General features: G+C 70.6%; 20 protein-coding genes and 2 tRNA genes. 18 read left to right on the forward strand and 4 right to left on the reverse strand.

The genetic code is table 11. The features are described 5' to 3' along the window. Positions 1 to 45 precede the first annotated feature (45 nt). The 4 genes from JK359_RS01940 to JK359_RS01955 all read left to right on the forward strand — a co-directional run bounded on the left by JK359_RS01940 (position 46) and on the right by JK359_RS01955 (position 7,477). Complete coding sequence (locus tag JK359_RS01940) at positions 46 to 1,593, forward strand: alkaline phosphatase D family protein (RefSeq protein ID WP_201830909.1); 1,548 nt, start codon at positions 46 to 48, stop codon at positions 1,591 to 1,593. A gap of 638 nt (positions 1,594 to 2,231) precedes the next feature. After that, complete coding sequence (locus JK359_RS01945; protein ID WP_201830910.1) at positions 2,232 to 3,728, forward strand: bifunctional cytidylyltransferase/SDR family oxidoreductase; 1,497 nt, start codon at positions 2,232 to 2,234, stop codon at positions 3,726 to 3,728. Between the two features lie 157 nt (positions 3,729 to 3,885). After that, complete coding sequence (locus JK359_RS01950) at positions 3,886 to 6,006, forward strand: CDP-glycerol glycerophosphotransferase family protein (protein WP_307787931.1); 2,121 nt, start codon at positions 3,886 to 3,888, stop codon at positions 6,004 to 6,006. A 265-nt stretch (positions 6,007 to 6,271) separates the two neighbouring features. Continuing rightward, positions 6,272 to 7,477, forward strand: coding sequence for a glycosyltransferase family 2 protein (locus JK359_RS01955; RefSeq protein WP_307787932.1), 1,206 nt, complete (start codon positions 6,272 to 6,274; stop codon positions 7,475 to 7,477). 238 nt (positions 7,478 to 7,715) lie between these two features. Here the strand turns inward: JK359_RS01955 and JK359_RS01960 are convergent, their stop codons facing one another. Beyond that, entirely contained in the window at positions 7,716 to 9,122 is a 1,407-nt protein-coding gene (locus JK359_RS01960) for a polysaccharide pyruvyl transferase family protein (RefSeq protein WP_201830911.1), read from the reverse strand. Between the two features lie 244 nt (positions 9,123 to 9,366). On the opposite strand from JK359_RS01960, the gene proB reads away from it, so the two are divergent. The 5 genes from proB (at position 9,367) to JK359_RS01985 (ending at position 14,364) form a co-directional block, all read left to right on the forward strand. Beyond that, positions 9,367 to 10,494, forward strand: coding sequence for a glutamate 5-kinase (gene proB / locus JK359_RS01965; protein WP_201831652.1), 1,128 nt, complete (start codon positions 9,367 to 9,369; stop codon positions 10,492 to 10,494). 157 nt (positions 10,495 to 10,651) lie between these two features. Beyond that, positions 10,652 to 11,077 (forward strand): DUF8830 family protein, encoded by a 426-nt coding sequence (locus tag JK359_RS01970; protein WP_201830912.1) that lies wholly within the window; start codon positions 10,652 to 10,654, stop codon positions 11,075 to 11,077. A gap of 160 nt (positions 11,078 to 11,237) precedes the next feature. Continuing rightward, on the forward strand, positions 11,238 to 12,524 hold the full coding sequence (locus tag JK359_RS01975; protein ID WP_201830913.1) for a glutamate-5-semialdehyde dehydrogenase: 1,287 nt from the start codon (positions 11,238 to 11,240) through the stop codon (positions 12,522 to 12,524). A 118-nt stretch (positions 12,525 to 12,642) separates the two neighbouring features. Then, positions 12,643 to 13,206 (forward strand): SCO2584 family spore wall biosynthesis protein, encoded by a 564-nt coding sequence (locus JK359_RS01980; protein WP_307787933.1) that lies wholly within the window; start codon positions 12,643 to 12,645, stop codon positions 13,204 to 13,206. An 87-nt stretch (positions 13,207 to 13,293) separates the two neighbouring features. Next, a complete protein-coding gene (locus tag JK359_RS01985; RefSeq protein ID WP_201830917.1) occupies positions 13,294 to 14,364 on the forward strand; it encodes an SCO2583 family membrane protein in 1,071 nt (356 codons plus the stop codon). A 51-nt stretch (positions 14,365 to 14,415) separates the two neighbouring features. Here the strand turns inward: JK359_RS01985 and JK359_RS01990 are convergent, their stop codons facing one another. Continuing rightward, positions 14,416 to 15,501, reverse strand: a complete 1,086-nt coding sequence (locus tag JK359_RS01990; protein WP_201830919.1) for a M48 family metallopeptidase — start codon at positions 15,499 to 15,501, stop codon at positions 14,416 to 14,418. A 101-nt stretch (positions 15,502 to 15,602) separates the two neighbouring features. Between JK359_RS01990 and JK359_RS01995 the strand changes: the two genes are divergently transcribed. The 7 genes from JK359_RS01995 (at position 15,603) to JK359_RS02025 (ending at position 19,996) form a co-directional block, all read left to right on the forward strand. Next, entirely contained in the window at positions 15,603 to 15,767 is a 165-nt protein-coding gene (locus JK359_RS01995; protein ID WP_201830921.1) for a hypothetical protein, read from the forward strand. A gap of 166 nt (positions 15,768 to 15,933) precedes the next feature. Then, on the forward strand, positions 15,934 to 16,098 hold the full coding sequence (locus JK359_RS02000) for a hypothetical protein (protein ID WP_201830923.1): 165 nt from the start codon (positions 15,934 to 15,936) through the stop codon (positions 16,096 to 16,098). 56 nt (positions 16,099 to 16,154) lie between these two features. Next, the gene (nadD, locus tag JK359_RS02005; RefSeq protein WP_201830925.1) at positions 16,155 to 16,841 is read left to right on the forward strand and encodes a nicotinate-nucleotide adenylyltransferase; all 687 of its coding nucleotides are present in this window, start codon (positions 16,155 to 16,157) and stop codon (positions 16,839 to 16,841) included. A gap of 16 nt (positions 16,842 to 16,857) precedes the next feature. Next, on the forward strand, positions 16,858 to 18,576 hold the full coding sequence (locus JK359_RS02010; RefSeq protein WP_201830927.1) for an LCP family protein: 1,719 nt from the start codon (positions 16,858 to 16,860) through the stop codon (positions 18,574 to 18,576). Between the two features lie 114 nt (positions 18,577 to 18,690). Then, complete coding sequence (gene rsfS, locus JK359_RS02015) at positions 18,691 to 19,134, forward strand: ribosome silencing factor (RefSeq protein ID WP_201830933.1); 444 nt, start codon at positions 18,691 to 18,693, stop codon at positions 19,132 to 19,134. Next, positions 19,134 to 19,802, forward strand: a complete 669-nt coding sequence (locus JK359_RS02020; RefSeq protein WP_201830934.1) for a histidine phosphatase family protein — start codon at positions 19,134 to 19,136, stop codon at positions 19,800 to 19,802. Before rsfS ends, JK359_RS02020 begins: the two co-directional genes overlap by 1 nt. Before the next feature lie 121 nt (positions 19,803 to 19,923). After that, positions 19,924 to 19,996: transfer RNA gene (locus JK359_RS02025), tRNA-Ala, on the forward strand. Positions 19,997 to 20,071: 75 nt separating this feature from the next. Here the strand turns inward: JK359_RS02025 and JK359_RS02030 are convergent. After that, a complete protein-coding gene (locus JK359_RS02030; RefSeq protein ID WP_372445333.1) occupies positions 20,072 to 20,236 on the reverse strand; it encodes a hypothetical protein in 165 nt (54 codons plus the stop codon). A 585-nt stretch (positions 20,237 to 20,821) separates the two neighbouring features. Here JK359_RS02030 and JK359_RS02035 point away from each other — a divergent pair. Next, entirely contained in the window at positions 20,822 to 21,055 is a 234-nt protein-coding gene (locus tag JK359_RS02035) for a hypothetical protein (RefSeq protein ID WP_030653820.1), read from the forward strand. Here the strand turns inward: JK359_RS02035 and JK359_RS02040 are convergent. Next, positions 21,045 to 22,256 (reverse strand): glycosyltransferase 87 family protein, encoded by a 1,212-nt coding sequence (locus tag JK359_RS02040; RefSeq protein WP_236677123.1) that lies wholly within the window; start codon positions 22,254 to 22,256, stop codon positions 21,045 to 21,047. The two genes, JK359_RS02035 and JK359_RS02040, sit on opposite strands and share 11 nt — an antisense overlap. Before the next feature lie 114 nt (positions 22,257 to 22,370). Between JK359_RS02040 and JK359_RS02045 the strand changes: the two genes are divergently transcribed. Beyond that, positions 22,371 to 22,443 (forward strand) — tRNA-Ala (locus tag JK359_RS02045). The last annotated feature ends 39 nt before the right edge of the window (positions 22,444 to 22,482 follow it).

Genomic DNA, 22,482 nt, shown 5'->3' on the forward strand with positions numbered 1-22,482 from the left:
TCCGACAGACCAGTCAAGTGGCCACTGTGGCAAGGGAGTCAGCGCATGACCGCACCATCGCCCGACCGCCGCCGCATCCTGACCGCCGGTGCCGCCCTGCTCGGCGCCGCCGCCTCCGCCCAGCTGTGGCTGCCCGGCACCGCCCGCGCCGCCGACACCCCGTTGCCCGACGGGGTGTTCACCCTCGGCGTCACCTCCGGCGACCCGCTGCCCGACGGCATCGTCCTGTGGACCAGACTCGCGCCCGATCCACTGAACGGCGGCGGGATGCCCGACGCGGTCTTCCCCGTGGAGTGGGAGATCGCCGAGGACGACCGGTTCCGCAGGATCGCCCGCCGGGGCAGCGCCCAGGCCCGCCCCGAGCTCGGTCACAGCGTCCACGTCGACGTCCGCGGCCTGCGCCCGGACCGCTCGTACTGGTACCGCTTCCGGGCCGGCACCCAGCTCTCTCCCACCGGCCGCACGCGCACCGCACCCCACCCGCACCAGCGCGGCGGCTCGCTGCGCGTCGCCCTCGCCTCCTGCCAGAACTGGCAGCACGGCTATTTCACGCCGTACGCCGACATGCTCGCCCAGGACCCCGACTTCGTCCTCTTCGTCGGCGACTACATCTACGAGTCCGGGCCGTCCGCCACCGCCGTACGACGGCACGAGGGCAAGGGTGAGCCGTACACCCTCACGCAGTACCGCAACCGGTACGCCCAGTACCGCACCGATCCCGACCTCGCCGCGATGCACGCGAACGCCCCCTGGGTGGTCACCTTCGACGACCACGAAGTGGACAACGACTGGGCCGGGGAGATCCCGCAGGACCCGGACAAGCAGCCGCACGACAAGTTCGTGGCCCGGCTCACCGCGGCCTTCCAGGCGTACTACGAGCACATGCCGGTGCGCGCCACGGCGATCCCCACGGGTCCGCACATCCAGATGTACCGCCGTCTGGAGTTCGGCCGGCTGGCCCGGCTGAACGTCCTGGACACCCGCCAGTTCCGTAGCGACCAGGCCACCACGCAGGAGGGTGCCGAGGCGCCCGCGCAGACCATGCTCGGCGCCGAACAGAAGCAGTGGCTGCTGGACGGGCTGTACGACTCCCCGGCCCGCTGGAACCTCGTCGCCTCGCAGATCATGATGGCCGAGACCGACCTGCTGCCCGGCGAGGGCAAGCTCTGGTACTACGACGCCTGGGACGGCTACCAGGTCGAACGCAACGCGCTGCTGGAGGAGTTCGCCGACATCCGCAACCCGGTCGTGCTCAGCGGCGACCGCCACCTGACGATGATCAGCGACCTGAAGACGGACTACGCCGATCCCGACTCCGACGTGGTCGGCGCCGAGTTCGTCGGCACCTCCATCTCCAGCAGCGGTGACCAGGACCAGGACGAGTTCCACCGGCAGTGGGACCCGCTGAAGGCGGACAACCCGCACTGGAAGCTCATCGACGCCCACCGCGGCTACCACCTGTTCGACATCCGGCGCGACGGCATCGACGCGCGGGTCCGGGTCGTCGACACCGTGCTGAAGCCGCAGGCCACGGCGAGCACCCTGGCCCGGCTGCGGGTCGAGTCGGACGAGCCGGGCGTCCGCCTGGCCTGACCGCCGCCCGAACCCGCCACGATCGAGCCCCCGTCCGTGATCACCACGGGCGGGGGCCGCCGCGTGCCGTCGAGGTCCTGTCCGGGAGACCGCCGTACGCCGTCGGAGCACGGCCCGGGAGACCGCCGTACGCCGCGAGGCCCTGGCCGGGCGCCTCGCGGGTCCGCACGGTCAGGACTGCCCAGGTGACCTTTCCGGTCAATTCCGGACATCAGCCCTGGATTCTACCGATTACGGATACTCCCCGGCCGTCTGACCGCTCGGCCGGACCGAGACCGAAATGCTGCGGAATCTTGATGTGGAATTCCGTCGCAATGGACTCACGGAACAGCTGTATTCCCGTCCGGTCCGGGACGGCACCCCGCCGCATATGGAGAACGCGTGCAGCCTCCCGCCCCGGGCCGTGAAGGTCTCCCCGCCCCGCCCGGCTGCCGGGCGCCGTACCGTGTCCGCCCGGACCTGTGGACTTACTCACAGCAAATTCACGGGGGTTCACAGCGCCCGCCGCCAATCACCAGGAGCGGAAGGTGAATGACAGGTTGCGCCCACATATGCATGGGACGTCACTCACCTTGCACTGCGGTTACCCGAGGTGGGACCATTTCACGGTTCCCTGTCGCCGCAAGGTAGGTCAGCCTGTGTCCCAGCACATAGCCAAGCCCCGAACCACCGCAGTGATCCTGGCCGGTGGCACCGGTCAGCGGGTGGGTCTGTCGATCCCCAAGCAGCTGCTGAAGATCGCCGGCAAGGCAGTCATCGAGCACACCCTGACCACCTTCGAGAACGCCGACTCGATCGACGACGTCATCGTGCTGATGGCTCCAGGCTACGTGCCGGACATCGAGAAGATCGTCGCCAAGGCCGGCTTCACCAAGGTGAAGAAGATCATCGAGGGCGGCTCGACCCGGAACGAGACCACCGAGCGCGCCATCTCCGCGCTGCGTGAGGGCCTGGCCGAGGGCGAGGACCTCAACGTCCTCTTCCACGACGCCGTGCGCCCGCTGCTCTCGCAGCGTGTCATCGACGACTGCGTCAGCGCGCTCGAGCGCTACCAGGCCGTGGACGTCGCCATCCCGTCCGCGGACACGATCATCGTGACCCGCACGCACGGCGAGGACGGCGAGTTCATCACCGAGATCCCGGACCGCTCCCGGCTGCGCCGTGGCCAGACCCCGCAGGCCTTCAAGCTGTCCACGATCCGCCGCGCCTACGAGGTCGCCGCCGGCGACCCCAATTTCCAGGCCACGGACGACTGCTCGGTGGTCCTCAAGTACCTGCCGGACGTGCCGATCCACGTCGTCGCGGGTGACGAGTACAACATGAAGGTGACCCAGCCGGTCGACGTCTTCATCGCCGACAAGCTCTTCCAGCTCGCCTCCACGGCCGCCCCCGAGCAGAACGGCGAGGAGGCCTACCGCGAGCTGCTGACCGGCAAGACGGTCGTCATCTTCGGCGGCTCCTACGGCATCGGCAAGGACATCGCCGAACTCGCCGAGTCCTACGGCGCGAAGGTCTACGCCCTGGGCCGCTCCACCACCGGCACCCACGTGGAGAACCCGGAGGAGGTCGACGACGCGCTGTCCAAGGCGTACGCCGAGACCGGCCGGATCGACTACGTCGTCAACACCGCGGGCGTGCTGCGCATCGGCAAGCTCGCCGAGACCGACAACGCCACCATCGAGGAGGCGCTGAAGGTCAACTACCTGGCCCCGGTGCAGATCGCGCGCTCCTCCTACAAGTACCTGTCCGAGACCAAGGGCCAGCTGCTGCTCTACACCTCCAGCAGCTACACCCGCGGCCGCGCCGAGTACTCCCTGTACTCCTCCACCAAGGCCGCCATGGTGAACCTCACCCAGGCGCTGTCCGACGAGTGGGCCGGCGACGGCATCCGCGTCAACTGCATCAACCCCGAGCGCACCGCCACCCCGATGCGCACCAAGGCCTTCGGCCAGGAACCGGCGGGCTCGCTGCTCTCCTCCGAGGCCGTGGCCCGCACCTCCCTCGACGTGCTGCTGTCGGAGCTGACCGGCCACGTCATCGACGTCCGTCAGCAGGACCCGACCGCGGGCGCCGCCAAGGCCTCCGGCTTCGAGCAGGCGCTCGCCACGGTGCTGGACCGTCAGGACGGCGTGTAATAATCGGGATCATTGAGATTTCAGGAATTCAGGCCTCTGTGGGTACCCGTTCAACGGGTATTCGCAGAGGCCTGAATCCGTACCCCGCACGAATTACCGGCACCTCCCGGCATTTCTGTGCAAAACAGGCACCCTCCCCTCCCAGAGCAGGTTCTCCGTGATATCCACCGCTATTCGCGTCGCCCGGGTGGGCAGCGCGGCCCAGCTGGCCGCGGCGGCCCTCCTGATGCTGGGCTTCCCGGCCCTCATGCTGGCCGCGCTCGTCCCGAGCGTTCCCGCCTTCGCGGCCTTGGCCGCCGTGACGTACCTGGCGGACCACTATCTGCACCGCAAGGGCAGCTACCTGATCAACCGCCTGAGCAAGGTCCGGGCGGGCCTGTCGATCCGCTTCCTGATCCGGCAGCTGCTGCTGATCCTGCTGCTGGCGCGGCTGTCTCTCGCGGGCGACCTGATCTTCTACGGCGCGGTCGCCTGTTTCATCGCCTTCTACGGCCTGCAGGCCCCGCACGGTGCCCTGGTCACCCTCATCCGCAACCGCCGCCGGATGCCGGTCGCCACCCGCAACATCGACCTGAAGTCCCGCATCCGCATCCCGGACGCCCCGCCGCGCCGCCTGCTGCACCGGTCCGCGGAGAAGATGCTCCACCTCGACCTGTTCGCGATCGTCGGCGTCCTGGTCTCCGCCGAGCTTGAGTCCGCCGTCGCCGGCTTCACCGGCATCGGCCTCACCGTCGGCCTCGGCTGCCTCTACGTCCTCGTGCTCGTGCCGTACGTGCGCGGCCGGAAGATCCCGCCGCGGGCCGACGTCGTCCTCGCCGCCCTCGACGACTGGCTGGCCGCCTACCGGCCCGAGACGGTCCTGTACTTCTCCGGCTCCAAGGACTCCGCCTACCAGGTCAACATGTGGCTGGAGACGATGGAGCAGCTGGACACCCGGCCGCTGATCATCCTCCGCGAGCGCGCCATCCTGAACAGCCTCGCGCCCACCACGGTCCCCGTCGTCTGCGTGCCCGGAGGGGTGCACCTGATGAACATGGACCTGTCGACCGTGCGCGTGGCCCTGTACGCGGCCAACGTCGGCAAGAACATCCACCTGCTGCGCGTGCCCACCATGAAGCACGTCTTCATCGGCCACGGCGACAGCGACAAGCTGGCCAGCGTCAACCCGTACAGCAAGGTGTACGACGAGGTGTGGACCGCCGGCCGGGCCGGCCGCGACCGCTACGCCATCGCCGACGTCGGTGTCCGCGACGACGACATCGTGGAGGTCGGCCGCCCGCAGCTCGCGCCCATCCAGAGCTGGCAGGGCGTGCCCGAGGACCGTATCCCCACCGTCCTGTACGCCCCCACCTGGGAGGGCTGGGACGGCAACCCGGGCAACACCTCGATCGTGCTCGCCGGCGAGAACATCGTCACCCGGCTGGTGACCGCGGACCCGCCGGTTCGCGTCCTGTACAAGCCGCACCCGTTCACCGGCACCGTCAGCAAGGAGGCCGGCGCCGCCCACAAGCGGATCACGGCCATGGTCGAGAAGGCCGCCGCCGAGCGCGCCGCCGACTCCCGCTTCACCGCCGACACCGCCGCCCAGGAGGCGGCCAAGGCCGAGCTGGCCCGCATCGAGGCCCGCCTCGCCGAGCTGGCCGGCACCGGCGGCAACCGCCGCGACGAGGCCGAGGCCACCCGTGACGGCATGGTGGACGTGCACAAGCACGAGGAGATCGCCCGGCTGCGCGCCGAGTGGAACACCGCCTACTGGCGCTCCTTCCCGTCGTACGAGCACCGTGTCATCACGGGCGCCCAGCCGCGCCTGTACGACTGCTTCAACGTCTCCGACGCGATGGTCTCCGACATCTCCTCGGTGGTCTCGGACTTCATCGCGAGCGGCAAGCCGTACGCCGTCACCGACTCCGCCGAGGTGGGTGCCGAGGAGTTCAAGCGGCACAACACCGCCGTACGCGCCGCGGTGATCCTCTCCAACAGCGCCGCCGAGCTGGGCGGCGTGCTGGACGCCGTGCGCGACCCGTCCGCCGACCCCCTCGCGGGCGAGCGCGGCGAGCTGAAGCAGTACCTGCTGGGGCCGGACGAGCCGAAGTCGATCGACCAGTTCAACGCCGCGGTCGCCGACCTGGCCCGCAAGGCCGAGACCCGCAACGCCGGCCAGCAGGCCCGGCTGGGCGCGGCGAACGCCGACCCCGCCGAGGCGGCCGAGCTGACCAACGCGCTGCCGGGCCAGCGCACCGCGTCGGCCGGAGACACGGACGGCGTGAGCGCGGGCTGACCGACGGGCCGTCCGGCCCGACCGCCGGCCCTGAGCGCAGGGGCCCTCGAGGAGCGATCCCCGGGGGCCCTTTCTCTTGCCCCCCTCTCAACCCGAGCTGAACGGCTCTTACCCACGGTGCGTACTGTCGGTGACATCCAGGTGTGAGGTGCGCCACTCATCACCGTGGGTGAGGCAACCGCTTCCCGTGGGTGCTCGTCTAACAAAGTGCGATTGAGGCGATAACGGGGGAAATAATCCGTGGCAAGGGGGAAGAGTGACCGTCGTGACGCAACCTGATGTCAGCGTGATCATCGGGGCGTACGAAGCGATGCCGTACCTGGTCGAATGCCTGGCATCCGTCGAGGCGCAGACCATCGATCCGGCGCGCATGGAGGTCATCGCGATCGACGACGGCTCGACGGACGGCACGGGGGAGTGCCTGGAGGAGTTCGCGGCCCGCGCCGCCATGCCGGTCACCGTCGTCCGCCAGCAGAACTCCGGCGGCCCCAGCGGCCCCCGCAACGTCGGCCTGGGCAAGGCGACCGGCCGTTACGTGTTCTTCCTCGACGCCGACGACAGGCTCGGGCCCGAGGCCCTCGAGCGCATGGTCGCCATGGCCGACAAGAACGGCACGGACGTCGTCCTCGGCCGGGTCGAGGGCGTCAACCGCACCGCGCCCAAGTCCATGTGGGGCAAGACGCTCGACCGGACCGACCTCTACACGTCCAACATCAAGTTCACGCTGAGCGCGCAGAAGCTGTTCCGCCGCGCCCTGCTGGACGAGCACGGCATGCGCTTCGACGAGTCGCTGTGGACCGGCGAGGACGCGCTGTTCACCATGGAGGCGTACCTGCGGGCGGACGGCGTCTCCGTGATCGCCGACTACACCTGCTACTACCTGGTCGGCCGTGACGACGGCAAGCACGTCACCAAGTCCGGCGGCTACACCCTGCGCTTCGATTCCGCCCGCGCCCTGATGAAGCTGATCGCCGACATGGTCCCGGCCGGCGACCAGCGTGACATGCTCATGGTCCGGCCGTTCCTGATCACGCTGCTGCCCCAGTTCGGGCCGAAGTTCCTCACCGACAGCGAAGAGGTGCGCTGGCACAAGATGGAGCTGGCCAAGCCGCTCATGGAGGCCTACTGGAGGCCCGGGGTGGCCCACCGGCTGAAGGTCCACGAACGGCTGCGGCTGCACCTGGTCGCCATGCAGCGGTCCGATCTGCTGCTGGACGTCGTCAAGTTCGTCAAGGCGAAGAAGCAGGCCGCCGCCGTCCTGGAGAAGCGCGGTACGCGTCTGTACCTCGTCTACCCGCACTTCCGGTCCCGGGCGGCCGGCATCCCCGACGAGATCTACCTCGCCGAGGCCCGCGAGGCCCGCGCCTTCGAGGGCTACCGGGAGGCCGCCGCCAACTCCTTCCTGCGCCGCGCCGTGCGCAAGGTCCGCAGGATGCTGCGGGCCAGGGGCTTCGGCACGGCCGCGGTCTGAGACGGCCACGTCGTGACGGCCGCGGTCCGGGCCACCTCGGCACGGCCGCGGTCTGAGCCGGCCACGTCGTGACGGCCGCGGTCTGAGCGGCTTCGGAACGGCCGCGGCCCGGGCCACCTGCCCGGCCCGGCGCGGGTCCCGGGAGGGGCGTGCGGCTGTCGCCCCGGGATGTCTGCCCATGCGGTGACGGGTCCCGGCCGGAGGTGGTCGGGACCCGTCAGGTCGCCGGAGGGGGCCGTTACCGGCCCGACTGCAGCGCGCGCCGCAGGGGACGGCCCACCACGCGCCGGGCGCGGCGGTAGACGGACGCTGCGGGGGCCGGTATCGCCGCCGCGGCCTTCTGCTTCACCTTCTGCGCCTTCGCCAGCTCCCGCCGCAACTGGGCGTTGTCCTGGCTCAGCTCGCTCACCTGGGTGTGCAGCCAGCCGAACCGGCTGCTCAGCGAGGCGAGATCGGTCTCGTTCCACGGCTGGATGCCCGGCGGGAACGCCAGCGAACGCATCCGCTGCTCGAAAGCCGCGCCGCCGTCGCCGTGCGTGAAGGTGTTCCGCAGTCCGTTCTTGTCCAGGAACCGCACGAACCGGTCGAAGCGCTCCGCATGGCCGCCGACCAGCCCGCTCAGGTCCGCCTGCTCGTACAGCCGGACCGGATCCGCCGCCTCGGGGTCCTTGGCGACCTCGTTCAGCCGGCGGTGCGGGATCTCGAAGTACCGGCACAGCTCCAGCGTGCGCGAGTCCCCGCACAGCACCGTCGCGGGCGTCCCCGCCAGCAGCGCCGCGATGTTGCCGTGGATGCGGGAGCCGAAGGAGAAGTCGTACGACCGCAGGTCGTCGATCCAGGTGACCGGATCGACGTACACCCGCGCCTTGCCCTCCCGGTACATCGGGTGCTCCGGGTGCGTCGGCATCGCCGTGACCCGGGCGTTCGGGTCGCTGAGGTCGCGCCAGTGCAACTGCCGTGCGTCGCTGAGGTTCTGTCCGATGAAGCACAGGTTCGGGTGGCGGGCGTGGGCCCGGGCGATGATCCGGTCCAGGCCCTGCTTCTGCACCGCGCTGTGCGAACCGTTCACCGCGATCCGTGCCTCCGCGGTCAGCTCGGGCACCTTCTTGCGCACGTCCAGCTCGCGGCCGTACAGGAACAGCGACGGGCAGCCGATGACCTCCACGTCGCGGAAGCCCATGTCCCGCAGGTACTGCTCGGTGAACTCACCGCGCACCCCGATCGAGGCACTGTGATCCAGCACCGCCGCGCAGAACTCGCGCACCGTCTGCTCCATCGGCTTCAGCCGCGCCGGGTCGTAGCTCAGCCCGGTCTGCGCACCGACGCCCAGCACCACCACGGGGATCCGCAGCTTGCCGATCAACCGGGTCAGCCGCTTCAGCCGGCCCTCGAACGACGGCCGGAAGGCGTTGGCGAGCGGCACGACGAACGCGTCGAACTCCTCGTTGATCCGGGCCGCGGCCGACAGGTCCGTACCCATGCCGTTGGAGACGACCTCGGTCTCCGGCGTCTGCAGGATCTTGTGCGCGGCGTCGCTGAAGATCAGGTTGCCGGAGTTGGTGGCGATGACGTCCCGGTGGAGTGCTTCCTCGACGGACAGCACGTCGTACGGGCTCTTGCCCGAGCGCAGCAGAATGCGCTGCACGGGGCGAACGGGGCGAACGGTAGGTGACACAAAGTTCAACTTATGTTGGGACAGGATTTAATTTCTACAAGCAACCAACACAACCTTTTTGCCGTACGCGAACGGTGAGGGAACGACTACGCACCGCCTGTCCGGGAGCTGGACCGGTGCGCACCGACCGATCCGCTTCGCGTAGATTGCCGCAGAGGCAGCCGGCAGTGCGCGCGAGGGGACAGAGGACACGGTGGCAAGGGCAAGGCAGGCCGTGGGCGAGGCCCGCAGGATCGTCGTCAAGGTGGGCTCCTCGTCGCTGACGACCGCCGCGGGCGGCCTGGACGCCGACCGCGTCGACGCACTCGTCGACGTCCTCGCCAAGCTTCGCAGCGGGGGAGAGAAGGAGATCGTCCTCGTCTCCTCCGGCGCCATCGCCGCCGGCCTCGCCCCGCTGGGCCTGCGCCGCCGCCCCAAGGACCTCGCCCGCCAGCAGGCCGCCGCCAGCGTGGGCCAGGGCCTGCTCGTCGCCCGCTACACCGCCTCCTTCGCCCGCTACGGCGTCCGCGTCGGCCAGGTGCTGCTCACCAGCGACGACATGAGCCGACGCGCCCACCACCGCAACGCCTCCCGCACCCTCGACAAGCTGCTCGCCATGGGTGCCTTCCCGATCGTCAACGAGAACGACACCGTCGCCACCGACGAGATCCGCTTCGGCGACAACGACCGTCTCGCCGCCCTCGTCGCCCACCTCGTCCACGCCGACCTGCTCGTCCTCCTCTCCGACGTCGACGGCGTCTACGACGGTGACCCCAGCAAGCCCGGCACCTCCCGGATAGCGGAAGTGAAGGGCCCGGAGGACCTCGCCGGCGTCGAGATCGGCAGTGCGGGCAAGGCGGGCGTCGGCACCGGCGGCATGGCCACCAAGGTCGAGGCCGCCGCCATCGCCGCCGCCGCCGGCATCCCGGTGGTGCTGACCAGCGCCGTCCACGCCGCCGACGCGCTCGCCGGCGGCGACACGGGCACCTACTTCCACCCCACCGGCAAGCGCTCCGCGGACCGCCTCCTGTGGCTCCAGCACGCCTCCACCCCGCAGGGCGCCCTGACCCTGGACGACGGCGCGGTGGACGCGGTCGTGAAGGGGCGCAAATCGCTGCTGCCCGCCGGAATCGCCACCGTGGAGGGCGAGTTCAGCGCCGGCGACCCCGTGGAGCTGCGGGACGCGACGGGCCGCCCGGTGGCCCGGGGGCTCGTCAACTTCGACGCCAGGGAGATCCCCCGGCTGATCGGGCGTTCGACCCGCGAGCTGGCCCGCGAGCTGGGGCCCGCGTACGAACGCGAGGTCGTACACAGGGACGACCTCGTGCTCCTGCACACCCGGCACTCGCAAGACCACTCGTAAAACGGGGCGCAAGGAACGACCCCGGTGGGGGACGTTCCGTAAAACCGCCACGCGGAGCCCTGCGGCCTGCTCAACTTTGTCTCGGGACATGTTGAAGGGACACGTTCCGTCAAGGGGCCATGCGAGGGCATGCGAGTCATGCGTGAAGGAGGCCGTCGTGAGACGAGTGCGCCCTGGGGCGGCGTCCCGCGGTGCTCTGACGAGCGTCGCGGCCGGGGACACCTATGAGGAGCCCACGGACCTGCCCCGGCTGTGGCACATCACCCTCAGCGTCTCCGGGGAGAAGGTCCCCCTGTCCGAGCTGCGGCGGGCCCTGGAACAGCTTGCTCACGACCACCCCTTCCTGCTGACCAGCAGATACGCGACCGATCACGCGGAGATCCGGTACTGGGAAGAGGCCCGCGACCTGCACGACGCCGCGGCCGTCGCGCTGCGCCTGTGGGGCGAGCACCGGCAGAGCGCGGGCCTGCCGCCCTGGGAGATCGTCGGCCTGGAGGTCATCGACCGCGAGACCTACCACTACCGCATTGCGGAGGGCTACGGGCCACGGCCGGCCACGCCGGTGGGAGTACATCCCTTCTGAGCCTGCGGGCGCGGGCCGTGGGGTGTCAGGTGTGCGGCGTCAGGTGTGCGGCGTCGGGTGCGGGGTGCCGGGGGCCGGCCGGTGAGTTCAACCCTTTTGTGATGTCTCGGGGTGTGGGACGACCGCTGAACCGCCCCGCCCCGCGCACTACCCTTCCCTCATGACCTCGCTCTCGCCGTACGACTCGATGTCCCCGGTCACCCAGGCCGCCTACCGGGCCAAGGCCGCCGCCGCCGACCTCGCGCCGCTCCCGCGCGCCGTGAAGGACGACGCGCTGCTCGCCATCGCCGACGCCCTGGAGGTCCGGACCGCCGAGATCGTCGAGGTCAACGCCAAGGACGTGGCCAAGGCCCGGGAGAGCGGCACCAGCGAGGCCATCGTCGACCGGCTCACCCTCACCCCCGAGCGGGTCCGCGCCATCGCCTCCGACGTCCGCGACGTCGCGAAGCTGCCCGACCCGGTCGGCGAGGTCGTCCGCGGCTCCACCCTCCCCAACGGCATCGACCTGCGCCAGGTCCGTGTCCCGCTCGGCGTCGTCGGCATCATCTACGAGGCCCGCCCGAACGTCACCGTCGACGCCGCCGCCCTCTGCCTGAAGTCCGGCAACGCCGTGCTGCTGCGCGGATCCGCCTCCGCCTACGAGTCGAACAGCGCCCTCGTCCGCGTGATCAGGGACGCCGTCGGCGGCGCCGGGCTGCCCGCCGACGCCGTCCAGCTGGTCCCCGGCGAGAGCCGCGACTCCGTGCGTGAGCTGATGCGCGCCCGCGGCCTGGTCGACGTCCTCATCCCGCGCGGCGGCGCCTCCCTGATCCAGACCGTGGTCAACGAGTCCACCGTCCCCGTGATCGAGACCGGCACCGGCAACTGCCACGTCTACGTCGACGCCCGGGCCGACATCGACATGGCCGTCGAGGTCCTGATCAACTCCAAGGCCCAGCGGGTCAGCGTCTGCAACGCCGCCGAGACCCTCCTGGTCCACCAGGACATCGCCGCCGAGTTCCTGCCGCGCGCCCTGGACGCCCTCGCCGAGGCCGGCGTCACCGTCCACGCCGACGAGCGGGTCATGGCCTACGCCAAGGACTCCAAGGCCACCGTGGTCGAGGCGACCGCCGAGGACTGGGAGACCGAGTACCTCTCCTACGACATCGCCGCCGCCGTCGTCGACTCCCTCGACAAGGCCGTCGAGCACATCCGGCTGTGGACCTCCGGCCACACCGAGGCCATCGTCACCACCTCCCAGCAGGCCGCCCGCCGCTTCACCCAGCTGGTCGACTCCACCACCGTCGCCGTGAACACCTCCACCCGCTTCACCGACGGCGGCCAGTTCGGCTTCGGCGCCGAGATCGGCATCTCCACCCAGAAGCTGCACGCCCGCGGCCCGATGGGCCTGCCGGAGCTGACCAGCACGAAGTACATCGTCACCGGCGACGGGCACGTACGCCGCTGATCCCCACCCGTTCGGCCGAGGCACGGGCGCACGGCGCCGCGGCCGAAAGGCGTCTCACCAGGCAGACGAATTTCCATACCGTCTGCCCAAATTGACCCCCCAGGTCTACTCTGGACCCGTGCCGGAGGACGTGGGGGGCACGCCGTTCCCTGACGGCTGGGAGCCCGACGACGACCACGACCGCGGGGTGTCGGACGAAGAGTTCGCCTCCGTGGTCTTCGACGAGGCCTTCGTGCAGGCGGCCCCGGTCCACGAGCCGACCGCCGTCGAACGTCTCCTGGCCGCCGCGCAGGCCAGAGCCGAGGCCTCCGAGGCGGAGGCCCGCCGAGCCCACGCACGGAGCGAGCGCTACGAGGACGGCTACGGCCCCGAGAGCGGCGAATTCGGCCAAGATCCGGACGACGACGAACTCGACGACACCTACGTCCTCGGCGACCACCACGGCCCCTTCGGCAAGCAGATCCGCTGGCACCGTCCCGTGGCCTGGGTCCTCGCCGTCGTGATGGGCATAGGCATGGTCGCCCTCGCCTTCGCCGCCGTCTACCGGGGAGGCTCCTCGGGCACCCGCGACCGGGTCCCCGCCACCACCTCGACCGGCCTGGAACAGGGTGGCGCCTCCGCTCCCGGCGCCTCCGCCGACCACCCCCGGCCGACCGTCTCGGCCATCCCGCCCGCCCCCTGAACAACCGCCCGCGCTTGGTGAGAACCTGTCAGAAGTTGTCGCACGGCGGGGCGTTTACCTGAGGCCCCCGAGACCTACTCTGAAGGTATGGGCGGGCCTGGAGACCCACCGGAGGGGACACCCGAGGGCGGCCCCGGCGGTGCTGAGGACGAATACCGATCCGTCGTGTTCGACGAGTCGTTCGTCCGCGCTGCCCGCCTCCAGGAGTACTCCGCCGCCGAGCGGATGACCGACCACGCTCCCGCCGTGCGCCGCCGCCCGCCCCTGCACCGCGCACTGACCCGGCAGCTCCTGATCCTCGCCGTACTGATCGCCGTCGCCTTCGGCACCGCGATCTACATGGGCGTCCGCCAGAACTACAGCCCCCCGCAGTCCCGGCGCACCGTGGAGCCCCTGCGGATGACCGTCATCCCGCTCGCCCCGCAGGGCAAGGTGCCCGGCACCGCCGACGCCGAGAAGCTGTACGCCCGCAGCCCCGCCGCCCCGTACGAGGTCGGCGCCGAGGGCATCCCGCTGCCCGCCTCCCGCAGCACCGCCCACTTCTCCGACAGCCAGGTGGTCACCGCGCTGACCACCGTCAAGGACTACATCGTCCGCTCCGCGCTCTACCCCGAGGTGCTGACCGGCCGCGACGTGCACCCCGCCCGGGCCCTGCTCGACTCCGACCAGCTCGACCAGTTCGACCAGAGCTTCGACCACCCCGCCGCGGACGGCCGGCACGCACCCACGGGCTGGGTCGTCCGCCTCGACCCCGCCCGGGCCCAGCTCGCCGACGACCGGATCCGCGTCCAGGGCAGCATGCACGTCTCGGAGACCGGCTCGGCGATGCTCGAGGTCACCGCGGACCACACCTTCGTCTACGCCCTGCGCCCCACCGGTGCCACCGCCGACGCCCCCGCCTCCCTGTTCACGGTCCGCCGCGAGCTGACGTTCCGCTTCGACCACGACGACCTGCGCACCCACCAGGTCCAGCTGGTCACGTCCTACGTCCTGGCAGGTCCCCTCGCCTGCGCCGAGGACTCCACGTCCTACCTCCGCCCCCTCCTGGCCGGCCAGACGGCCAGGTCGGGCGGCCCGGCGGGCACCGACCCCTACGAGACCGACGGTGCGACGGCCCTGTGCGGGACGCTGGCCGCCGGAGCCCAGCCGAAGGTGTGAGCGTGGGAGCGCAGGTGGGCGGGGCCTCACCCGGTCCTCGCCGGTCGGTCCCTACTCGTCGTCCCCGCCGGTCGTGCCCCCCTTGCCGGGCGGCGGGTTCTTGAAGCCGTCGAAGCCGCGCCGGACCCGGCCGCCCAGGTCCCCCGCGCCACCCGCGAGATCGGTGACCAGCTTCATCAGCGGGTCCTTGGAGGTCTTCACGTCGCTCGCGTAGCTGGCCGCCGACTCGCGGAAGGAGTCGCTGACGGAGGTGTCCTTGTCCTCGCTGCGCCGCGGGTAGTGCCCGTCCATGATCCGCTGGTGATCACGAGACTCGGCCCACTTCTTCAGCTCGGCCGCCCGGATGGTGGCGAACGGGTGCGAGCGGGGCAGCACGTTCAGGATCTTCAGCACCGAGTCGCGCAGGTCACCCCCGGCCTCGTACTCCTCGGCCTGCTCCAGGAACGCGTCCACGTTCATCTCGTGCAGGTGGTTGCCGCCCGCCATCTTCATCAGGCCCCGCATCGAGGCCCGGACGTCCTGGCCCACCAGCAGCCCGGCCCGGTCGGCGGACAACTCGGACTTGCGGAACCACTCCCGCAGCGCCGTGACGATGGCCATGATCGCCAGATTGCCCAGCGGGATCCAGGCGACCTTCAGCGCGAGGCTCGTCAGGAACAGCAGGACCGTGCGGTAGACCGAGTGCCCGGACAGGGCGTGCCCCACCTCGTGCCCGACGACCGCCCGCATCTCCTCCTCGTCGAGCAGCTCCACCAGCCCCGTGGTGACCACGATGACCGGCTCGTCCAGCCCGATGCACATCGCGTTCGGCTGCGGGTCCTGCGTGACGTACATCGGCGGGACCTTCTCCAGGTCCAGGATGTAACAGGCGTCCAGCAGCATGTCGTGCAGGTGCGAGAACTGCCGCTCGGAGACCCGCACCGAGTCGGACAGGAACAGCAGCCTCAGGCTCCGCTCCGGAAGCAGCCCGCTGAGCGCCTTGAAGACGGTGTCGAACCCGCTCAGCTTGCGCAGCGCCACCAGGGCCGAGCGGTCGGCCGGGTGCTCGTACGCCCGTGAGGAGATACCGGGGAAGCGCCTGCGCTGCCTGCTCGGCACGCTCTCGTGCCCGGTGTGCTGGTGGCCGTCGTCGGACATGTCTTCCCCCATGTGCGTGTGAGTGCCCTGTGCCCCCGAGGCGGGGCCCAGCCTAGGCCGAGATACCGTGGACGAGCAGTACACCCGAAGGAGTCCGCGTCATGGAGCACCACCCCACAGCCTCCTGGCTGAGCGAGGCCGCCACGAGCGCCGTCCAGCAGCACGGGACGGGAAACCTGCTCCGCGTCGTCATCGTCGTGATGGTCCTCGGCTGTGTACTGACCGCCTGGTTCCTGCTGCGCGGCTACAAGCGGAAGGACGACTGACGCACGGCGAAGGTTCCCCGCCGGCCGCTGCGGAGCAAGCGCCGCCGCGAGCGGCCCACCGGCGCCGTCCGTCCCAACGGCGGAGTCGGCGTGATCGCCGCGACGCCGCCCGCATACGATGAGCCGACATCTTTATCCCGCCCACACGCGATAGGTCCTGCCGAAGATGAGCTTCCACAGCGCCGCAGCCCAGTTGGTCACCCTCGCCGCCGAGGGCGAGCCGCACGGCGGAAACCACAACAGCCTGAACCCGGCCGTCACCGGCGGCGGGGCCCTGATCATCCTGCTCCTGCTGCTGTGGATCACCACCCGCTTCAACCGCGACCGCTGAGCGGGGAACCCGTCCCCGGCCGGACGCCCGAGGCCGGGCCGGTAGGGTCTGCACGCATGGGAGAGCAGGACATGCCTACCGGTCCGGCGCACGAGAAAGCCGACGACACGGTGAAGCACCCGCAGTACGGACCGGGCAACGGCCCTGCCCACACGGGCAAGCGGCGCCTCGGCGTCATGGGCGGAACGTTCGACCCGATCCACCACGGGCACCTCGTGGCGGCCAGCGAGGTCGCCGCGCACTTCCACCTGGACGAGGTCGTGTTCGTGCCCACCGGCCAGCCGTGGCAGAAGTCCCACCGCAAGGTCTCCCCGGCCGAGGACCGCTACCTGATGACGGTGATCGCGACCGCCGAGAACCCGCAGTTCTCCGTCAGCCGCATCGACATCGACCGCGGCGGCCCCACCTACACCGTGGACACCCTGCGCGACCTGCGTGCCCTCAACCCCGACACCGACCTGTTCTTCATCACCGGCGCGGACGCCCTCGCCCAGCTGCTGACCTGGCGCGACTCGGAAGAACTGTTCTCCCTGGCGCACTTCATCGGTGTCACCCGCCCCGGCCACCACCTGACCGACCCCGGCCTGCCGGAGGGCGGCGTCTCGCTCGTCGAGGTGCCGGCGCTCGCCATCTCCTCCACGGGCTGCCGTGCGAGAGTCGCCAAGGGAGACCCCATCTGGTACATGGTGCCGGACGGAGTCGTGCGCTACATCGACAAGCGCGAGCTGTACCGCGGCGAGTGAGCCGAGAGGGGCACCGGTGAACGACCGATACGACGCGGGGTACGGGGACGGCCCGTACGAACTCGTCGGCTACGACGAGTACGGCCGGCCCGTGTACCGGCAGGTCCCGGCGCACCATGCACCGGCCCAGCAGGACCCACACGCTCCGCAGGCGTCCTACGACCCGTACGCCCCGCAGCAGGGCTACGACTACGACCCCTACGCCACCGGCAGTCAGCCGCACGCCTACGCCTCCGGCCGGCCCGAGGCCGGCTACGACCCCTACGGCTCCCGGACGCCGTACGACCCGTACGCCACCGGCGGCCAGGACACCGGCCACGACCCCTACGGGCAGGCGGCGACCAGCGGGCAGCAGCCCCGGGTCGCCGAGCAGACCGCCTACATCCCCCAGCAGGCCGGCCCCGCCGAGGACCACCCGCGCACTCCGCAGGACCCCGAGCCCGCCGCGGGCGAACGCGACTACCGCACCGAGCAGTTCGCCTTCGTCGAGGAACCGGACGGCGACTCCGAGGACGTCATCGACTGGCTGAAGTTCACGGAGAACCGCACCGAGCGCCGCGAGGAGGCCCGTCGCCGCGCCCGCAGCCGGATCGTCGCCCTGCTCGTCGTCCTCGCCCTCGTCGCCGTCGGCGGCGTCGGCTACCTCTGGTACGCCGGAGAACTGCCCGGCCTGTCCTCCTCCGACGGCAAGCCCGGCACCGGCACCCCCGTCAGCGCCCAGAAACGCGACGTGATCGTCGTCCACCTGCACAACACCGCCAAGGGCGGCACCTCCACGGCGCTGCTCGTCGACAACACCACCACCAAGCAGGGCACCACCGTCCTGCTGCCCAACTCCCTCGGGCTGACCGGCGAAGACGGTTCCACCACGACGCTCGCCAAGTCCGTGGACGACGACGGCGCCTCCGGCACCCGCGACCAGCTCGACACCGTCCTCGGCACCAGCATCCAGGGCACCTGGCGGCTCGACACCCCCTACCTGCAGAACCTCGTCGACCTCGTCGGCAACATCGAGATCGACACCGACGCCGACGTACCCGACCCCGCCGCCAAGAAGAAGGGCACCGCGCCCCTCGTCCACAAGGGCCGGGGCCAGACCCTGAGCGGCAAGATGGCCGTCGCCTACGCCACCTACCGGGCCGCCGGCGAGGCGCAGAACGCCCAGCTGGAGCGGTTCGGCCAGGTCATGCAGGGCGTGCTGCGCAAGGTCTCCTCCGACCCCTCCTCGGCCACCGTCACCGTGCAGACGCTCGCGCAGATCCTCGACCCGCCGCTCACCGACAAGGACCTCGGCGCCTTCCTCGCCAAGCTCGCCGACCTCGCCAAGAGCGGCGACTACAAGACCGCCCTGCTGCCCGTGCAGTCCGACGGCACACTGACCGCGCAGACCGGCGACAGCGTGGTGAAGGACATCCTCGGCGGCACCGCCAAGAGCCCCGACGCAGGCTCCGCGGTCCGGGTCTCGGTGCAGAACGCCACCGGCGTGAAGGACGACACCGAGAAGGCCCGCGTCGTACTCCTCAACGGCGGCTTCACCTTCCTGGAAGGCGGCAGCGCCTCCGGCTCCCGGGCCACCTCGCAGGTGATCTACGCCGACGCCGCCCACAAGGCGAACGCCACCGAGGTCGCCAAGACCCTCGGCCTGCCCGCGACCTCTGTGACCAAGGGCACCGTCTCCTCCGGCGCCGATGTCTCGGTGGTCCTCGGAGGCGACTACAAGCCGTCCTCCTCCTGAGCGGAGACCCCCCTCCGCCCCGGAGGGACCGCGCACCCCACGAAATCACGTGGGGTGCGCCCGGCGGTCCGTGAGACCCTTGAGGTCAAAAGACCGCCGACGGAAAGCCGTGTAGTGACCGCCACCGACCGTTCCCTTGAGCTCATCAACACCGCCGCCCAGGCGGCGGCCGACAAGCTCGCCCACGACGTCATCGCCTACGACGTCAGCGACGTGCTGTCGATCACGGACGCCTTCCTGCTGGCATCCGCGCCGAACGACCGCCAGGTCAAGGCCATCGTCGACGAGATCGAGGAGCGCCTGCAGAAGGAACTCGGCGCCAAGCCGGTCCGCCGCGAGGGCGACCGCGAGGCCCGCTGGGTTCTGCTCGACTACGTCGACATCGTCGTCCACGTGCAGCACAGCGAGGAGCGGGTCTTCTACGCCCTGGAGCGGCTGTGGAAGGACTGCCCCGAGATCGAGCTGCCCGCCGACGCCAAGGCCACCCGCGGCAAGGGTGAGGAACACGCCCGGCTGCAGGAGGCCGAGGCCGACCAGGAGCCGGGCGGGGTGTGGTGATGAGCGCCACAGGAGAGGTGACCGACCGCAAGGACCGGGGCCGCCGCATCATCCTGTGGCGGCACGGCCAGACCTCCTGGAACGTGGAACGCCGCTTCCAGGGCTCCACCGACGTGGAACTGACCGAGATGGGCATCGGCCAGGCCCGCCGCGCCGCCCGGCTGCTCGCCTCCCTGCGGCCCGACGCGATCATCTCCTCGGACCTCCGGCGTGCCGCGCACACGGCCGCCGAGCTGGCCGCCCTCACCGGCCTCGACGTCACCCGCGAGGAGGGCCTGCGTGAGACCTACGCGGGCGTCTGGCAGGGGCTGACGCACGACGAGATCATCGCCCGCCACGGCGAGGAGTACGCCGCCTGGAAGCGCGGTGAGCCGGTCCGCCGCGGCGGTGGTGAGCTGGAGACCGAGGTCGCCGACCGCGCCGCTCCCGTCGTGCTGCGGCACGCCGAGAAGCTGCCGGAGGACGGCACCCTGGTCGTCGTCAGCCACGGCGGCACCATCCGCACCACCATCGGCCGGCTCCTCGGCCTGGAGGCCCGGGCCTGGGAGAGCCTCGGCGGCCTGTCCAACTGCTGCTGGTCCGTGCTCGGCGCAGGCGCCCGCGGCTGGCGGCTGCTGGAGCACAACGCGGGCACCCTCCCGGAGCCCGTCCTCGGCGACGACGACTGACCGTCCCGCACGCCACAGGACCCCGGATTTCACTTTCCGGCAGGTCACAGGCTAAAGTTCTTCTTGTTCGCCCCGCCGAGCGGGGCGAAACGAGACACGCGGCTCCGGTCGCGTGGCACGAGGGGCTATAGCTCAGTTGGTAGAGCGCCTGCATGGCATGCAGGAGGTCAGGAGTTCAATTCTCCTTAGCTCCACTGATCGACACTCGATTGAGTGTCAAAGATCGGTGATGAAGGTCCCGCCCCCTCAGGGGGCGGGATTTTTCGTTTTCACCGCAGGACGCTTCCGGTGAACTGTGGCCTCGCCGGAGGCCCCAGCTGCTCTCTGCGCTCTCCGAGTGCCGCCACCTTCTCGCCCGTCTCCGCGTCCTCCGGCGTGTAGACCACGATCCGGCACTCGGGCATCCCGTCGACGGACAGTGACTGCGAGGTCATCCGCAGCTCGCCCACCGCCAGGACTGGCCGCTGTGGTCCTGGCTGTCGCCGGCCGCGGCCCTGGTGCTCTTCGCCCTGTTCTGCGGCTACGAGTCCGGGCACGCCCGGCGCGGCGGCGCCCCGCTCATCACGCCCCCCGGTGGGCTGCCGGCGACCGTTGCTCAGCTCGGTCAGCTGATCGGCGTGGCTGTTTTCGGCACACTGTTCCTGAACCGGCTTGAGTCATTCGCGGCGCCGGGGTCGTATAGCTCTGCGCAGGCGTTCTCCGTATGCGTCCGGGCGCTGGCCGGAACCGCTGCGGTGGGGGCCGTGTCCGGAATGGTACTGAGGCGTCGCTGACCGTATTGGTCCGGCCGTGGCAGAATCAAACGGCCGGAAGGGGGCGCGGCCCGACGGGAGGGAGTAGCGATGCCTGCGAGCATCCTTGAGGAGGGCGGCCACCTCCTCGGTGCAGCGTTGATACGGGGTACGACCACCCGGCTGAGCTGCCCTTCCTGTGGTTCCGCGCACGTGGCGCAAGTTCTCGGCGACAACGGCGGAATCTCCTACGTGTGCACGGCCTGCGGCCACAGCTGGAGCTGATCGATGGGTGCACACAGGCGAAAGTGCGACTGGTGCGGGAGCGGCACCCCGATCGTCCGCGACATGGAGCCGATCAATCCCGATTACCAGTACTGGTGCGAGGAATGCGCGCGGGCGCTGATCATAAAAGGCGACCCGATCGAGACGTACCGGGAACTGGAGGGCGAGCCGATCTACGGCCGGCTCCTGGAGGAGCACTGCACGCTCAAGCGGTTCTACCAGTTCGTCACGGCTTGACGCCGAGCGTGGCGGACCGGGTTCTCGGCAACGATGTCCGGGTCACCGCCAGGAAGAGGGCGCCTGCTCCTCCGTAGAGGGCCGAGAGCGTCAATTCCGCTCCTTCGAGCCGCAGTTCGGGCCGCCCGTCGCCGTGCGGCACCCACCACGGGGCGTACGACCAGAAGACCAGCAGCGTGCCCAGGGCCGCCGCCCGGTGCCCGCGCGTCCACAGGAGCAGCACCAGCGGCACGCACCACACCCAGTGGTGAGTCCAGGACACCGGGCTGACCAGCAGGGCGGTGAACGCGCACGCGCACACCGCCCACGCGTGCCGCCCCCGCAACTCCGCCCGTACGGCCACCGCGAGGCCCAGGACGGCCGCCAGGGCCGCGCAGACGATCCAGAGGGCACCCGGGTCGGCCGTGTGCAGAACGCGGGACAGGACGCCGCGCAGGGCCTGGTTGGCGGCCTCCTCCGCACGGCCGACCCGGTCCGTCCGGAAGAGGACGTCTGTCCAGAACCGCCACGAGTCGTGCGGCAGGACGGCCGCCGCGAGCAGGGTCGCCCCGGCGAACGCGAGGGCCGCCCCGCGCGCGTGCCGCAGCCACGGGGCCCCGTCCCGGCCTGTCAGCCGGGCCGCGAGGCCCGTGGCGAGCAGGAACACCGGGAACAGCGCGGGCGTCAGCTTGACCGCTGCGGCCAGCCCCAGACCCATCCCCGTCCAGCGGTCGTACCCTCCGGCGGGCCTGCGGGTGAGGTCCCACAGCACCAGGACGGCCAGCAGCAGGTTGACCTGGCCGTAGCGCAGTGTCGTCCAGACCGGCTCGCACCAGACGGCGACCGCCGCGGCCCACCAGACGGTCTCCACGCGCGCGGAGCCGACGAGTTTCAGCGACAGCCGCACGAACAGCACCAGCAGCACGAGGTTGGCTGTCGTCGCCAGCGCGCGCAGGAGCGCGACGTCCAGCAGGGGCAGCGGGGCGAACAGCAGGGCGGCGAAGGGCGGGTAGGTGGAGGGCAGCCGGGCCGCCGTCGCCCGCAGGGCGTACAGGTCGCCGCCGGCGCACACGACGGCGCCCTCGGCCCGGTAGACCATCAGATCGATCATCGACACGTGCGCGGCCCGCTGTGCGGCCCAGAACGCCGTGAAGGACACCAGGCACACCACCAGGGCGACCGTGACCCGGCGGCGGCCTGCGGACGGCGTGATCACGGTCATGAAGCCGACATTAGCTGCCATATCGGTGCGAGGCTGAAACCGATTTGGTGCTGCGTCCCCGGGCCTGTAATGTTTACGTCGTCGCCAGGGGAACCGGGCGGAACAACAGAACAAGGGGCTATAGCTCAGTTGGTAGAGCGCTTGCATGGCATGCAAGAGGTCAGGAGTTCAATTCTCCTTAGCTCCACAGAAGTCGAAGGCGGACCATCCGATGGATGGTCCGCCT

The organism is Streptomyces actinomycinicus (genome assembly GCF_016741775.1).
Taxonomy (GTDB): Bacteria; Actinomycetota; Actinomycetes; order Streptomycetales; family Streptomycetaceae; genus Streptomyces; species Streptomyces actinomycinicus.

Coding starts and splice junctions, on each gene's coding strand:
- JK359_RS01990 (WP_201830919.1), bottom strand. CDS start 15,501: ATGTCCGACGACGGCCACCAGCACACCGGGCACGAGAGCGTGCCGAGC.
- JK359_RS02000 (WP_201830923.1), top strand. CDS start 15,934: ATGAGCTTCCACAGCGCCGCAGCCCAGTTGGTCACCCTCGCCGCCGAG.
- nadD (WP_201830925.1), top strand. CDS start 16,155: ATGGGAGAGCAGGACATGCCTACCGGTCCGGCGCACGAGAAAGCCGAC.
- JK359_RS01940 (WP_201830909.1), top strand. CDS start 46: ATGACCGCACCATCGCCCGACCGCCGCCGCATCCTGACCGCCGGTGCC.
- JK359_RS01985 (WP_201830917.1), top strand. CDS start 13,294: ATGGGCGGGCCTGGAGACCCACCGGAGGGGACACCCGAGGGCGGCCCC.
- JK359_RS02030 (WP_372445333.1), bottom strand. CDS start 20,236: ATGACCTCGCAGTCACTGTCCGTCGACGGGATGCCCGAGTGCCGGATC.
- JK359_RS01995 (WP_201830921.1), top strand. CDS start 15,603: ATGGAGCACCACCCCACAGCCTCCTGGCTGAGCGAGGCCGCCACGAGC.
- JK359_RS02020 (WP_201830934.1), top strand. CDS start 19,134: ATGAGCGCCACAGGAGAGGTGACCGACCGCAAGGACCGGGGCCGCCGC.
- JK359_RS02035 (WP_030653820.1), top strand. CDS start 20,822: ATGGGTGCACACAGGCGAAAGTGCGACTGGTGCGGGAGCGGCACCCCG.
- JK359_RS02040 (WP_236677123.1), bottom strand. CDS start 22,256: ATGACCGTGATCACGCCGTCCGCAGGCCGCCGCCGGGTCACGGTCGCC.
- JK359_RS01975 (WP_201830913.1), top strand. CDS start 11,238: ATGACCTCGCTCTCGCCGTACGACTCGATGTCCCCGGTCACCCAGGCC.